The organism is Bradyrhizobium sp. USDA 4451 (assembly GCF_054822585.1).
Genome location: NZ_JBTRCH010000001.1, coordinates 1,167,107 through 1,180,859, shown reverse-complemented (window position 1 = coordinate 1,180,859; position 13,753 = coordinate 1,167,107). Strand labels below are relative to the sequence as shown.

Annotated in this window: 14 protein-coding genes; 7 read left to right on the top strand and 7 right to left on the bottom strand. The window is 65.6% G+C overall.

All coding sequences use genetic code 11. The annotated features are described in order from the left end of the window. Positions 1-90 precede the first annotated feature (90 nt). The 5 genes from ACVMB0_RS05460 to ACVMB0_RS05440 all read right to left on the bottom strand — a co-directional run bounded on the left by ACVMB0_RS05460 (position 91) and on the right by ACVMB0_RS05440 (position 6,444). Positions 91-1,554 (bottom strand): FAD-dependent monooxygenase, encoded by a 1,464-nt coding sequence (locus ACVMB0_RS05460; RefSeq protein ID WP_461345549.1) that lies wholly within the window; start codon positions 1,552-1,554, stop codon positions 91-93. Between the two features lie 250 nt (positions 1,555-1,804). Continuing rightward, positions 1,805-3,799, bottom strand: coding sequence for a carbohydrate porin (locus ACVMB0_RS05455; protein WP_461345548.1), 1,995 nt, complete (start codon positions 3,797-3,799; stop codon positions 1,805-1,807). A 320-nt stretch (positions 3,800-4,119) separates the two neighbouring features. Beyond that, on the bottom strand, positions 4,120-4,308 hold the full coding sequence (locus ACVMB0_RS05450; RefSeq protein ID WP_461345547.1) for a hypothetical protein: 189 nt from the start codon (positions 4,306-4,308) through the stop codon (positions 4,120-4,122). 35 nt (positions 4,309-4,343) lie between these two features. After that, positions 4,344-5,987, bottom strand: coding sequence for an NRAMP family divalent metal transporter (locus ACVMB0_RS05445; RefSeq protein WP_461345546.1), 1,644 nt, complete (start codon positions 5,985-5,987; stop codon positions 4,344-4,346). 175 nt (positions 5,988-6,162) lie between these two features. Beyond that, positions 6,163-6,444: a hypothetical protein gene (locus ACVMB0_RS05440; RefSeq protein ID WP_461345545.1), complete on the bottom strand. Its 282-nt coding sequence runs from the start codon at positions 6,442-6,444 to the stop codon at positions 6,163-6,165. 335 nt (positions 6,445-6,779) lie between these two features. Between ACVMB0_RS05440 and ACVMB0_RS05435 the strand changes: the two genes are divergently transcribed. Then, positions 6,780-7,049, top strand: a complete 270-nt coding sequence (locus ACVMB0_RS05435) for a metal-sensing transcriptional repressor (protein WP_106328070.1) — start codon at positions 6,780-6,782, stop codon at positions 7,047-7,049. Between the two features lie 133 nt (positions 7,050-7,182). On the opposite strand, the gene ACVMB0_RS05430 is transcribed toward ACVMB0_RS05435, so the two are convergent. Together ACVMB0_RS05430 and ACVMB0_RS05425 are read right to left on the bottom strand one after the other, a co-directional pair. Further along, positions 7,183-7,446, bottom strand: coding sequence for a hypothetical protein (locus ACVMB0_RS05430; RefSeq protein WP_461345544.1), 264 nt, complete (start codon positions 7,444-7,446; stop codon positions 7,183-7,185). Between the two features lie 147 nt (positions 7,447-7,593). Beyond that, on the bottom strand, positions 7,594-8,400 hold the full coding sequence (locus tag ACVMB0_RS05425; protein WP_461345543.1) for a creatininase family protein: 807 nt from the start codon (positions 8,398-8,400) through the stop codon (positions 7,594-7,596). 145 nt (positions 8,401-8,545) lie between these two features. Here ACVMB0_RS05425 and ACVMB0_RS05420 point away from each other — a divergent pair, with 145 nt between their 5' ends. From ACVMB0_RS05420 to ACVMB0_RS05395, 6 genes are all read left to right on the top strand, one after another. After that, positions 8,546-9,577, top strand: coding sequence for an ABC transporter substrate-binding protein (locus ACVMB0_RS05420; RefSeq protein WP_461345542.1), 1,032 nt, complete (start codon positions 8,546-8,548; stop codon positions 9,575-9,577). A gap of 218 nt (positions 9,578-9,795) precedes the next feature. Next, complete coding sequence (locus tag ACVMB0_RS05415; protein WP_456751815.1) at positions 9,796-10,602, top strand: ABC transporter ATP-binding protein; 807 nt, start codon at positions 9,796-9,798, stop codon at positions 10,600-10,602. Beyond that, positions 10,599-11,387, top strand: coding sequence for an ABC transporter permease (locus ACVMB0_RS05410; protein ID WP_456751816.1), 789 nt, complete (start codon positions 10,599-10,601; stop codon positions 11,385-11,387). Before ACVMB0_RS05415 ends, ACVMB0_RS05410 begins: the two co-directional genes overlap by 4 nt. After that, the gene (locus ACVMB0_RS05405) at positions 11,387-12,370 is read left to right on the top strand and encodes a 2-hydroxyacid dehydrogenase (RefSeq protein WP_461345541.1); all 984 of its coding nucleotides are present in this window, start codon (positions 11,387-11,389) and stop codon (positions 12,368-12,370) included. Before ACVMB0_RS05410 ends, ACVMB0_RS05405 begins: the two co-directional genes overlap by 1 nt. Beyond that, positions 12,370-13,065: an AprI/Inh family metalloprotease inhibitor gene (locus ACVMB0_RS05400; RefSeq protein WP_461345540.1), complete on the top strand. Its 696-nt coding sequence runs from the start codon at positions 12,370-12,372 to the stop codon at positions 13,063-13,065. The genes ACVMB0_RS05405 and ACVMB0_RS05400 overlap by 1 nt, the downstream gene beginning before the upstream one ends. A gap of 310 nt (positions 13,066-13,375) precedes the next feature. After that, positions 13,376-13,747: a YciI family protein gene (locus ACVMB0_RS05395; protein ID WP_461345539.1), complete on the top strand. Its 372-nt coding sequence runs from the start codon at positions 13,376-13,378 to the stop codon at positions 13,745-13,747. Positions 13,748-13,753: the final 6 nt, after the last annotated feature.

The following is a 13,753-nucleotide window of genomic DNA, read 5'->3' as shown; positions in this document are numbered from 1 at the left end:
TCTCTGTGAATCGACCGATCTCGGATCACGCGGAGCCTGTCATCGGGCGCGCGTTCGCGCGACCCGTTGGCTTCATTCGGGGTACGTTCCCTACGTACCGGCAGGCGCGCCGAACCATTTCGTCAGTGCTTCAGTGAGCCCAGCCTGCGTTCGCTCTCCGACCCACGCCACGTAACCGTCGGGCCGCACCAGCACCGCGGTCGGGGCCGCAACGGTGCCGATCGCCGGAAGCTCCCATTCGCCGTCATAGGCGGCGTCGACCAGCCGAACCCGGTCGGTCCATCCCGTAAGGTCGACGCTGGCCGGCTCACCGAAATTGAGCAGCACCGGCCACGCAAGGTGCAGCAGCGTGAAAGCCTGCACCGGGCCACCGGCGGTGACGAGATCGAGATCGGGCAGACGGCGACCGAGCAGCGGATGGCCGCTGCCGAAATCGTATCGAATGTCCAGTCCGGACATCATCGCGGCGAAGCGTCTGCGCGGTTCGTCCATGCTGAGCAGTTCGCGCACGAATTCATCCAGCGCCTTGGAGCGGTCGTCGGTACGGCGCAGCGCGACCTGCGCCATCGTATTGCGCAGCACGCGGGCGCCGATCGGGTGGCGCTCCCTGTGGTAGCTGTCGAGCAGACTTTCCGGCGCAATGCCCTTGACCACCTGCGCCAGCTTCCATCCGAGATTGACCGCGTCCTGCACGCCGATGTTGAGGCCCTGTCCGCCCATCGGCGGATGCACATGCGCGGCGTCGCCGGCGAGCAGCACGCGCCGTTCGCGATAGGCGCCTGCCTGACGCGCCATGTCGGTGAACCGTGAGATCCAGCCGGGACTGTGGATGCCGAAGTCGGAGCCATAGACCGCGACGAGCGCCTCGCGCACATCGCTCAAGCCAGGTTCGGTGGACTTTAGCTGCCGCTCGGTCAGCACCAGCCGCAACCCGCGTCCGTCCTCGATCTTGCCGATCCCGTGGATCCCGACGGCATCGTTGCGAAAGCCGAGCGGCGGCTCCTCCGCCATCTGCACTTCCGCGATCAGCCAGCTGGTGGTCGGTTCGAAGCCGGGGAAATCGATGCCGGCTGCCTTGCGAACCAGGCTGCGTCCGCCGTCGCAGCCGACAAGATACTGTGCCCGCAGCACATCGCCCTCTGACAGCGTGACATCGACGCCGCTGTCATCTTGCGTAAAGCCGGTCACGTCGCACCCGCGATAGATCGGCACGCCGAGCTCGCCGGCCCAGCCGGCCAGGATACGCTCGATATGGTTTTGCCACAGCGCGAGCGTGTAATTATGCCGGGTCGGAAAATCGCTGAGATCGAGCGGCATCGGGTGGACGTGCACGACCGGATGGCGCGTCCCTTCCGAGACGAACCGGTCCGCGACGCCGCGCTGGTCGAGCACCTCGAGGGTGCGCGCGTGCAGCCCGCCTGCGCGGGAGCCCATAAGATCCTGGCTGGCGCGCCGCTCGACAATCGCAACGTCGATTCCCCCCAGCGCCAGCTCGCACGCCAGCATCAACCCGGTCGGTCCACCGCCGGAAATCACCACATCATGTTCCCGCATCGCGCGCTCCTCCATTCGATTGGGCGCGCGTTCTACGGGATCACCCCGGGCTTGCGGCAAGCCCGGGGGGTCTACATATATCTAAGTGGGGAGAGGGCGTTCGGCTTGGCCGCACCTCGACCAACCATCCAGGCTGTCATTGCGAGGAGCGAAGCGACGAGGCAATCCATGCTTCCGCGCAATCCGGGATTCTTTATGCGCGGATGAAGCACCCCGGATTTCGCTGCGCTCCATCCGGGCTACAGCGGCCTCAGAACTCGCCGTGGATGCGGCCGGAGAAGATGTGCACCGGGCCGCGGTCGGCGTTGTAGGCGGGGTTGGTGATGAACTGATAGTCCGCGGTCACGGTCAGGTTCTTGTTCACCTGATAGGCGTAATAGGTCTCGAAGATCCGCTCCGGGCTGTAGTTCAGCGCACCGTCGCCGATCAGCAGACCGAGGCCGCCGGCAGCGAGGTAGTCGCGGTGCGCGGCGGAGAGCCCGTTGATCGCGCCGCCGATGCCGATCGTGTCGTTCGCCCGGCCCCATCGGCTGCCCTTGATCGACAGGCCGCCCGAAAGGCTGCGATCGACGTCGGTGAACGACAGGATCTCGGTCCGGCCGTCGTTCCAGCTGAGGCGCCCGAACATGCCGACATCGGTTGCGATCTGCTGCTCGCCGTTCAAATAGAAACCGTATTTGGTGTTGTCCTTGCGGATACCGGCCATCACGTCGTTGATGTCGAGCGCAGGGTTGGCGTCCTCGATCGCGAGCGCTTGGGCGTAATTGCCGGTGTTGCCGCGATTGCCGAACACGCCGACGCGCAGCTTGCCGGGCTGATCGAAGATCGAGTAGCGGCCCTCGAATTCCACCACCGCGCCGCCGGTATTGGCGTTGGAGACCAGCACGTCGCTGTTCGGTGCATTGGGCACCTGGAACACGCCGGCGCGCACGGCCCAGTCCTTGCGGTTGAGCTCGACCACGGCGCCACGGGTGTAGCCGGGCAGATCGGCCGGGAAGTCGTAGGCGGCCGACGCCCACATCGCCCAGTTCATGAAGTCGGCGCGCGGGTCCTTGGCGTAGGAATTGCCGTCGAAGAAATCGCCCACCGCAAAGCGGCCGACCACGATCGTGAGGCGATCGATGTCGCGCTTGCCCGCGATCTGGTTCGGACCGTCCGCGACGTCTTCCTGCTCGCCGCCGAAGCCGAAGGTCTGCTTGAGGTAATAGCGCTGCGGCCGGATCTTCGGGAATTCGGCGCCGGCCTTCTGCGCCTCGCCGTTCGGGAAGCCGGCAAGGCCGAGCGTGCCGTTGAGGCCAAAACCCTGCGCCGTCTCCGGGTTGAAATAGAGCTCGCCGCCCTCCCAGAGCCGCACGCCGAGAAACGCCGTCGTGGTCCAGGTCTGCTGCACCTGGCTCACGCCCGGCAGGCTGTTGGTGCCGGAATAGGGCGCGCGGAACGACGGATAGCCCTGGCCGAGCAGCGTGGTCTGCCCGTGCACGCTCCAGTCGCTGGAGTCGGGCAGTGCGCTCCGCGTCGGCGTCGCCGACCAGGGCGAGTCGCCGAGCTGGTAATTCAGGCCGAATTTCAGCAAATGAATGCGCGGGTCGATGCTGATGCCGGGCATGCCGAAATCGTCGAGGCCGAGCGTGCGGCGCGACAGGTCGATGTAGTCGTATTCGAGCTTGGCGGTCCAGTTGCCGCTCAGCGCAAATTCGGCGCCGGCACCGACGGTCCAGCCGGTCTGGTACTGGCCGGGCTCGGAGATCACGTTGCCGCCGGCATCGTTGACCCTGACCTCGGTGTGGCCCCAGGCGAAGCCACCGGTCACATAGGGCATCCAGCTGCCGAAGCTGTAACCGGCGCGGCCGCGCACCGTGCCGACATAGTCGATCGACGAATTGAAGGGCCCTGGCACACGCCGCGGCAGGTCGGTGGGGCCGGTGAAAGTCGCGTCCGCCTCGACGCCGAGCACGAAGCGGTTGGCGAATTCCTTGTTGTAGCCGGCCTGGAAGCCGCCGATCCCGCCGGTGATGGTGGGCGGAAAGAACACGCCCTGCTCCAGGATGGGATTGGTGCCGGGGCCCAGGGTGCCGTCGCCATAACCGACATGGCCGCCGACATAGAAACCGGTCCAGCTGTAGACCGCCTTGGCGGCGGGGGACTTGAGCGGCAGATCGGCCGCGGTCGCCGGCGCGCCGAAGGTGGCCGCACCGAGCGCTGCGCCGGCGGCGATCTGAACCCGGAAGAGACGGACGCAGGTCATGGCGCGGCGTTCCGCGAACGGTTGGCAGTTTCGCCCGTCATCACAGATTTGGCGGCCGTGTGCCACCCGAGATTTGAATTCATTGCCCGCCGTCCCCGGTCCGATCCGTCTCGTCCCATCCAAAGCCAGATCAGCACCTGGCATCCCCAGCCTCTTATTGCAAATCATTCGCAATAGCAACTGGGGTGCGCCCGATACCTTTTCGATTTGCACGCCACTATGACAGTCACGTAACACCGCCGGGCTGCACGCCTCCGCGGCTGCGATCGGCTGCGCGGCTGTGGCAGATCGGTCGAGATCGGACCGTTCAGTCGAGGCCATCATTGTCTTCTTCCGTTGTTGCGATGAATGCCGGCAGCGCTGCCGTGCCGAGCACGACCCGCGCGCCGGCCCCGTTCGACCGATCGCGCCATCGACAGCGCCGTCCGCAAGCCGGCGGGCGAAATCACGTGCCGCTGATGGAGCGCAGCCGCACCGCGCAGGATGGCGCCGGCCAGCCTGAACAGCATGATCGCGCCCCACCGCCGGCCGCGGCCGAGCGCCGTCACGCCCCGACCGTCGCGAGCTGGACGATGCGCAGCAGCACGAGGCCGGCGGCAACCACCAGATAGAAGCGCAGCACGATCATCCAGATCCGGCTCAGCGGGCTGAGTCGCGCCGGCGGCAGCCGGTCGAGCGGCGGCATCCGCCCGCTGTCGCGGTCGGCCAGCGGCGGCTTGCGCCTGAAGCGGAATGAAGCGTGACGTCGCGACGACATTTCGTAGAACTTGACGGCGGCGGTGAGCGCGAGCGCGAGCCCGCTGCCGCCGACCAGGATGCCGATGATCCAGGCCTCGCCGAGGTCGGGGAACAGCACCGAGGCGGTCAGGATCACCGACAGCATCACCAGCCCCGCGACCACGGCGCCGGTGAACAGGTTCAACCGCGTCGAGTTCACCCACGGCCCGAGGATGTGGCGGTCGTTGCACAGCAAGAGCAGGAACACGGTCGCGCTCGGCAGCAGCACGCCGGCCAGCGTCTGCACCGCATTGGTGAGCAGCCCGAGCGGCGTGCCCGGCGTCAGCACCAGCACCGCGGCGAGCACGATCAGCCCGCAATAGACGCTGTAGAAGCCCTTCGCATCCCATGGCTTGCGGTGCAACGAGTGCTTGACCGCGAACACGTCGCCGATCGCGTAGGCGGTTGCGAGCGACACCGCGGCCGCGCCGATGATGCAGGCATCCAGTAGCGCGAGGGCGAACAGCACCGCCGGCAGCCGGCCGGCATATTTTTCGAGCCCGACCGCGGTCCCTAGCGCGTCGGTGTAATTGCCGAATTCGGGCTTGCCGGCGAACACCGCTGCGCAGAACGAGATCATCGCGACCGCGCCGACCACGACCAGCACGATGCCGAGGCACAGGTCCATCCGCTCATAGCGGATGAAGCGCGGCGTGATCCGCTTGTCGACGATGTAGCTCTGCTGGAAGAACAATTGCCACGGCGCCACCGTGGTGCCGACGATGGCGACGATCAGCAGCATCACCTCGCTCAGCTTGGCGTCTTGCGGCATCTTCGGCACGAAGAAATCAGCCGCGATCTGCCCGATCGGCGGATGCACCATCAGGATCACCGGCACCAGCAGCAGGCTGCCGGCCACCAGCACGATGCCGAAGCGCTCGAAGCGGCGGAAGTCGCCGGTCGAGACCGCCAGCATCACGATCACAGCCGAGGCCAGCACGCCCCAGAACTGCGAGACGCCGAGGAAGCTGAGCGCCAGCGTGATGCCGATGAACTCGGTGACGATGGTCAGCGCATTCAGCACCAACAGGTCGATCACGCTGAACGCGCCCCAAAATTTGCCGAAGCGCGCGAAGATCAGCCGTGCATGGCCGACGCCGGTGACGGCGCCGAGCCGCACCACCATCTCCTGGTTGACGTAGAGCACGGGGATCAGGAGCAGCAGCGTCCACAGCAGCGTGGTGCCGTAGTTCTGGCCGGCCTGGGTATAGGTGCCGAACGCGCCGGCATCATTGTCGCCGACCATCACGATCAGGCCGGGGCCGACGATCGCGAGCAGCGTCTTCAGCCGCGCCAGCAAGGTCGCACGTGGTGCGGTGTCGCCCTCGGCGATGCTGCCCAGCGCGCCGCGGATGTCGCCGGCATGCGCGCTGTCGAGAATGGCGGTTTGGGTGGTCTTGCTTTCGGTCATTTCGCGTCTCCTCGCCGCCTTGCGGGCACGGCGAGAGGACGCGGAACCGTCAGGCGCGCACGTCTCCGCTACCGTGAGCAGCGGCATTTTCAGATCTGATGCAGGTCGAGAATCCCGTTGCTGCGCCTGACAGCCGCGCAACGGGGCAACTAGGTCCTTCGTCCATATCGGCCTCCTATGCGCACGCGGCGGTCTTCACCGCGAGACGCGCAGCCGTTACGCGCGGGCCGAGATACCGGCCCGCGCGCCGCTGGCGATCGAGATCGCCGCTGCCGTTGTCGATCGTCCACCGGCACTCCAGCCGGCCGTCGATCAGGACCCAATGACAGGCCGGGGTTGGACGCCGGCGGTCCGCCGGGCGGCGAAAGCCCGGCAGGTTGTCATTGGAATGAATGGCCGCCCGCGACGGCATGCGCCGCGGCTCGAACGGCCGGAATTTTGCGAGCTTCTCGAACATCGCTCACCTCCACTTCCGCTGTCGCGCGGCAGGCCGGTGAGGAGCAGGCGGTTACGTCAGGCGCGACCACCCATCCACGCAGGCAATCTGCGCGACAGTCTTGCTGTGTTGCGGCGTCAACAGTCCCGTCGTGGGTCTACTGTCGCCTGAGTTGCTACTGCCCATGTGCCTTCTGTGTTGGCTCGTGGTCGGGTTGCTATCCGGGCGTAAAACCCCGGTGCGGAACGCATGTTCCGGCAATCGGGCACTACGCCCGTGACAATGGCCTGTCAAGCCGATTCTGCTATCCTCCGGGGAGGATCATGATTATCCTCCCGGGAGGATAGGAGACCCAGATGTCCGACGACCATCCGCACGCTGCGATCGCCCGGCGCCTGAAGCGCGCCAACGGCCATCTCGAGACCATCGTCGAGATGATCGAGCAGGGCCGGCCCTGCGCGCAGATCGCCCAGCAATTGCAGGCGGTGGAGAGCGCGATCGAGAGCGCCAAGAAGGCGCTGATCCACGATCACATCGGCCACAGCCTGGAGGAAACGCTGAAGGCGTCGGGTCCGAAGGGCCGCGGCGTGCTGCGCGACTTCCGGCTGATCGCGAAATATCTGTGAGACGGCCCGCATGCGGCGAGCTCGCAAAGCGTGACCCGCCCGGGGGGATCACCGGACGGGTCGGTTGCGACACGGGGTGGATGAGGACCCGCGCCGAACGCAGGATCCGCAGCCTTTATGAGAAACCCGTCGATCAGTAGCAGGAACGCACGCGGCCGATGTAGTTGCCGTAGGCGTCGAACTGGCGCACCCAGACGCAGCGGCGATAGCCGTTATAGTAGTAGCCGTCATTGGCCGCGATCGCGCTGCCGACGATGGCGGCGCCGACGAGGCCCGCGCCAACGCCCCAGCCCCAGCCATACGGCCTGGCTTCGGCCTGCGAGGTGGTGGTCGCGATGGTGCCGGTCACGGCGAGCGCGGTGAGGGCCAGGGCGGCAAACTTGGTCTTGATCGACATGGGATACTCCATCCTGTTTAAGGGCGGCACCGGTGTGGTCCGCATGCCCGTTGGACGGAGGCTTTCCGGTTCCGGTTCGAACACGATCCAGGAAATATGGTTTCGTGGATTGTTTCGTCGCGGCCGCCGGGGCGAAGGATTTGCTAGTCAGTTACGCTGAAACACCCCCGGATCGAACCGGTCGACGTCGGCGAGCAGCTCGCAGAACGCGCTTGCACCGTGCTCGATCAGCTTGTCGCCCTTCTCGGCGGAGGCCTTGGTCGCGTCGCCGATCGCACCAATCGGATTGAGGTCCTGCGCCTGCCAGGCGAACGGCGCCGGGCGCTGCGTCGACAGCAAGCGATGATCCTTCTCGATCTGCACGCTCGCGGGATTGAAGTCCGCGATCGCATCCTTGCGCACATGTTGCGGATATTTCGCCAGCATGATCGAGGTCTCGACCGCGCCGCCATGGATACCGTGGCGCAACTCGTCGGCATCGAACAGCCCGTCGGGCGTGCCGAAGCGCGACCAGCTCGTGGTCACCACCAGCATCTTGTGCTGCGCGCGCAGATCCTGCGCCACCAGCTGCATCGCCGCCGAATTGCCGCCATGGCTGGTCACGATCACGAGCTTCCTGATCCCGGTGCGCGCCACGCTCTCGCCGAGCGCCATCCAGCTCTTCAGCGCGACCTCGATCGGCAGCGTCAGGGTGCCGGGAAAATCGATGTGCTCGGTGGAGATGCCGACCGGCTGCACGGGCAGGAACGTGGCCGGGATCTTGGCCGGCAGCAGCTCGCGCACCCGCGCCAGATACGCCTCGCCGATCATGACGTCGGTTCCGAGCGGCAGATGCGGCCCGTGCTGCTCGGTCGCGGCCAGCGGCAGCACCGCGATCCAGCGCGCCGCAGCCCCTTTGGCGAGGTCGGGCCAGTGGATGGCGGTCCAGTCACGGGGCGGGAGCTGAGAAGTCATCGGGCCGGTCGTCTCAATACAAGCGTTTCATTGGATGGATTTGCAGGCTAGTTTGTCTAACATCATTCGGGGCGTTCGCGTCTCCGGGCGCGGTTCACGTGTCCCGCCTTCCATCATGGGCCATAATATCAGACGGAGTCCAACCATGATCCGGGCCTTTTTGCCGCGAGCGTTAACCACAAGCCTGCTGGCCGTTGCCTTCGGCCTCGCCGTGACCCTCGTCCCGGCACGAGCGCAGACTCTGGACAAGGTCTCGTTCGGCACCAACTGGGTCGCCGAGGGCGAGCATGGCGGGTTCTTCCAGGCGCTGGCCGACGGCACCTACAGGAAGTACGGCCTCGACGTCACCATCGTGCCCGGCGGTCCCAACGAGAACAACCGCATGTTCTTGATCGCGGGCAAGCTCGACTTCTTCATGAGCGCGAATTCGCTGCAGACCTTCGATGCCGTCACCAACAACGTGCCGCTGGTCGCGGTCGCCGCCATGTTCCAGAAGGACCCGCAGGTCTTCCTGACCCATCCCGAGGTCAAGGTCACGAAGATCGAGGATCTGAAGCCGCTGACGCTTCTGATCTCCAAGGAGGGCATCACCAGCTACTTCCAGTGGCTGAAATCCGAATACGGCTTCGATGAAAACAAGGTGAAGCCCTACACGTTCAATCCGCAGCCCTTCATCGTGAACAAGCAGACCGCGATGCAGGGCTACGTCACCTCGGAACCCTTTGCGGTCGAGAAGGCCGCCGGCTTCAAGCCGAACGTGCTCTTGCTCGCCGATTACGGCTTCAACTCCTATTCGACGTTGATCGAGACCCGCCGCGACCTGGTCGACAAGAAGCCTGACCTGGTGCAGCGCTTCGTCGATGCCTCTGTTGTCGGCTGGTACACCTATGTCTACGGCGACAACTCGGCCGGCAATGCGATGATCAAGAAGCTCAACCCCGACATGAACGACGAGCTGCTGGCCTATTGCGTTGCCAAGATGCGCGAGCATGGCATCGTCGACTCCGGCGACTCCGTCAAGAACGGCATCGGCGCCATGACCGACGAGCGGATGGCGAGCTTCTTCGACAAGATGGTGCGCGCCGGCGTGGTGAAGAGCACCATCGACTATCGCCAGGGCTACACGCTGCGCTTCGTCAACAAGGCGGTCGGCGTCGAGCTGCGGCCGAAGAACTGACGGGCGCGGACGGGCATGTACTCAGGTCCTGCGGCATCGGTGCTTCACCTCTCCCCTTGTGGGAGAGGTCGCATCGCATCATCAGATGCGATGCGGGTGAGGGGGTCCGCTGTCTCATGGGACCGGCGCCCCCTCACCCGCGCCTGCGGCGCGGCCTCTCCCCGGTGGGGAGAGGTGCAGTTTGCGGCACGATCGTGTGCAGCAATATCTGGCCGTCGATGGTAGAGAGCATCGTGCCGGAAACCGCGGCCAGCCGCTTCGCCGTGCGCCTGCGCGGCGTCTGCAAGACCTATGACAGCGGCGTGACGGCGCTTGGCCCGCTCGACCTCGATGTCAGGCGCGGCGAGTTCGTCTCGCTGCTCGGGCCCTCCGGTTGCGGCAAATCCACCGCGCTGCGAATTATCGCAGGTCTCGCCACGCCGAGCGCCGGTACGGTCGAGCTGGCCCATCACGGCGCGGCGCAGCGCGGCAGCCACAGGATCGGCTTCGTGTTTCAGGAGCCGACCCTGATGCCGTGGGCCAATGTGCATGACAATGTCCGCCTGCCGCTGAAGCTGGCCCGTCTGCCTGCGGCCGCTGCCGATGCGCGCATCGATGCGGCGCTCGATCAGGTCGGGCTTGCGGAGTTCGCCGCCGCCTATCCGCGCGAATTGTCCGGCGGCATGAAGATGCGGGTGTCGCTGGCGCGCGCGCTGGTGACCGATCCGGATATTCTCCTGATGGACGAGCCGTTCGCGGCGCTCGATGAGATCACGCGCTTTCGCCTCAACAACGACCTGCTGGCGCTGTGGCGCAACCTGCACAAGACCGTCATCTTCGTGACGCACTCGGTGTTCGAGTCGGTCTATCTGTCCGAGCGCGTGATCGTGATGACGGCGCGTCCGGGCCGGATCGGTGCCGAGTTTCGCATCGCCACGACCGAGCCGCGCGGTGAGGAGTTCCGCACCTCGGCCGAATATGCCGCGTTCTGCCGCGAAGTGTCAGGCGCGCTGGCGCCGTCTTATGCAGGGCAGGCGGGCGCATGACGTCTCCGCAGGATCTCGTCCGCTTCGTGTTGCCGGTCGCGGTGTTTGCCGCGGGCCTCGTGCTCTGGGAGGCGATCGTGCGCGCCTACGGCATCCAGCCCTATGTGCTGCCGAGCCCGCTACTCGTATTAAAAACGCTGGTCGCGGACTGGCCGATCCTGTCGCAATCGCTCGGCGTCACGCTGCTGACAACGCTCGAAGGTTTTGTGGCTGCGGCGATCGGCGGCATCGTGCTGGCGCTGCTGTTCAACCAGTCGAAATGGCTGGAATATTCTCTGTTCCCATATGCCGTGGTGCTGCAGGTCACGCCGGTGATCGCGATCGCACCGCTGCTCCTGATCTATCTGCAGCAACAGACCGCTGTCATCGTCTGTGCCTGGATCGTGGCGTTCTTTCCGGTGCTGTCGAACACCACGCTCGGCCTCAGCTCGGTCGATCGCAACCTCGCCGGATTGTTTCAACTATATGGCGCCTCGAAGCTGCAGACGCTGCTGTTCCTGAAGCTGCCGGCGGCGCTGCCCTATATCCTCGGCGGCCTGCGCATCGCTGGAGGATTGTCGCTGATCGGCGCCGTGGTCGCGGAGATCGCGGCGGGCAGCGCCGGCGCCGGCTCGGGGCTCGCCTTCCGGATCGCTGAATCCGGCTACCGGTTGAATATTCCCCGCATGTTCGCAGCCCTTCTGCTGTTATCGCTGGCCGGGATTGTCATCTATGGGGTGCTGGCGCTAGTTTCCCACCTCTTGTTGCGCCGCTGGCATGAAAGCGCGTTAGGAAAGGACAGTTGATGGCCCCGATTTCTTCCGAAAAGATCGATCTGCTGATCTATGGACCGATCCGGCCAATCCTCGAAAACGGCTTTCCCGACCAATACGTGCTGCACCGGGCCGAAAGCCGCGGCGACCTCGAGCGCCTGACGCCCGACACGTTGAGCAAGATCCGCGGCATCGCGGTCACCTATCATACGATGGCGACCGACAAGACCGCGCTGGCACTGTTTCCCAAGCTCGAGATCGTCGGCAGCTTCGGCGTCGGCTACGACCACGTCGATTCCGCCTATGCGCGCGATCACAATATCGTGGTCACCAACACGCCCGACGTGCTGACCGAGGAGGTCGCCGATGTCGCGATGGGCCTCTTGATCGCGACGCTGCGCGAGTTCGTCAAGGCCGACCGCTATGTGCGCTCCGGCCTGTGGCAGACCCAGAATTATCCACTCAGCGTCGGCTCGCTGCGCGACCGCAAGATCGGCATCGTCGGCATGGGCCGGATCGGCCAGGCGATCGGGCGCCGTCTCGAGGCCTCGCGGGTGCCGGTGTCCTATCACTCGCGCAACCCGTCCAAGGACGTCTCCTACAAGCACTATCCCGATCTGATCGAGATGGCGAAGGCGGTCGACACCCTGATCGTCATCGTGCCGGGCGGCGCCTCGACCGCGAAGATGATCAATGCCGACGTCCTGAAGGCGCTGGGACCCCGCGGCGTACTGATCAATGTCGCGCGCGGCTCCGTCGTCGACGAGCCGGCGCTGGTTGCCGCGCTGAAATCGGGCACCATTCTCGCCGCCGGCCTCGACGTGTTCGCGGCCGAGCCGAACGTGCCGGACGAATTGAAGGCGATGCAGAACGTCGTGCTGCTGCCGCATATCGGCTCGGCGTCGGTGGTGACGCGCAATGCGATGGACCAGCTCGTGGTCGACAACATCAAGAACTGGTTCGCCGGCAAGCCGCCGCTGACGCCGGTTGCCGAAACGCCGGTCAGGGATCGCTGATGCCGCTGTCCCGCTGCAACGTCGCCCTGCTCGTGCTGCTGGCCGCATCCGGTCCGGCCGCCGCGCAGGACGTCAAGACGTTGCAGAAGGACATGATCGGGCAGTGGGAGCTCGCCACCACCGAGCGCAGCAAGACCTGCGTCGTGACGCTGAAGAGCGACACGACGCCTTTGGGCCTCAAGCTCGAGCTCGAGCCGGGCTGCGCGGCCGCGCTGCCCTTCACCAAGGACATCACCGGCTGGAGCATCAAGGGTCTCGGTGACATCGTGCGGCTGCAAAACGCGACCGGCGAGGCGGTGATCGATTTCACTGAGGTCGAGACCGGCATCTTCGAGGGCATGCGCACCAACGAGGGCGTCTATATCCTGCAAAACCTCGCTGCCGCCCGTTCGCTCGCCAAGTCGATGGACCAGATGATCGGCGACTGGTCGATGGTCCGCGGCAACGGCCAGGCGATCTGCGGCCTGGTGCTGACCAACACCGACGCCGGCAACGACAATTTCCAGGTGTTCCTGAAAGGCAAATGCGATCCCGCCGTCGCCGCCTTCAACCCGACGCAGTGGCGGCTCGACCACGGCCAGATCATCCTGATGTCGGCCAAGGGCGAGACCTGGCAGTTCGAGGCCGACGACAACGCCCAGTGGCGCCGCGTCCCCGACAGCGCCGACCCGCTGATCATGCTGCGCGAGCAGTAGGGGGCGGCGCTGCCACACATACCGTGTCGTCCCTGCCTAGTGCGCAATTGCGCACGGGAGCAGGGACCCATAGCCACGATGCCCGTTGGTTGGCGCGGCTGTGGCCAGGGCTCGTCTCAACAACTCAACCCTGTGGTTACGGGTCCCTGCTTTCGCAGGGACGACGAAGGGGGCGATCTGCGTCTCGATGGCACCCTCAAAATAATTCCCAAGCCCCTGTCGATCCGGCGGCCGCTGGATCGTCGTCTCCCATAACGAGCCGATTTGACCTGCGATCATCCCGCGGCTCGCCGGAAACAGGAGCAATTTCATGCGCTTTATGTCGATCGTCACTTCGTCGCAGCCGCCGCAGCAGCCGACCCCGGAACTGCTGGAGGCCATGCACAAGCTTGCCGATCGCGAGATCAAGGCCGGCCGCATGATCGACAATGCCGGCCTGATGCCGCTCGCCACCGGCGCTCAGGTGCGGATTGCCGACGGCAAGCTCAGCGTCGTCGACGGCCCGTTCATCGAGGCCAAGGAAGTGATCGGCGGCTATGCCATCTCGGAGCTGCGCAGCAAGGAGGAGGCCATCGCACTCGCGGTCGAGTTCATGCAGCTGCACAAGGATCACATGCCGGGCTGGGAAGGCACCTGCGAGGTCCGTGCCTTCGCAGGCTTCGCCGGCCAGTGTCCCGAATAGACCAAG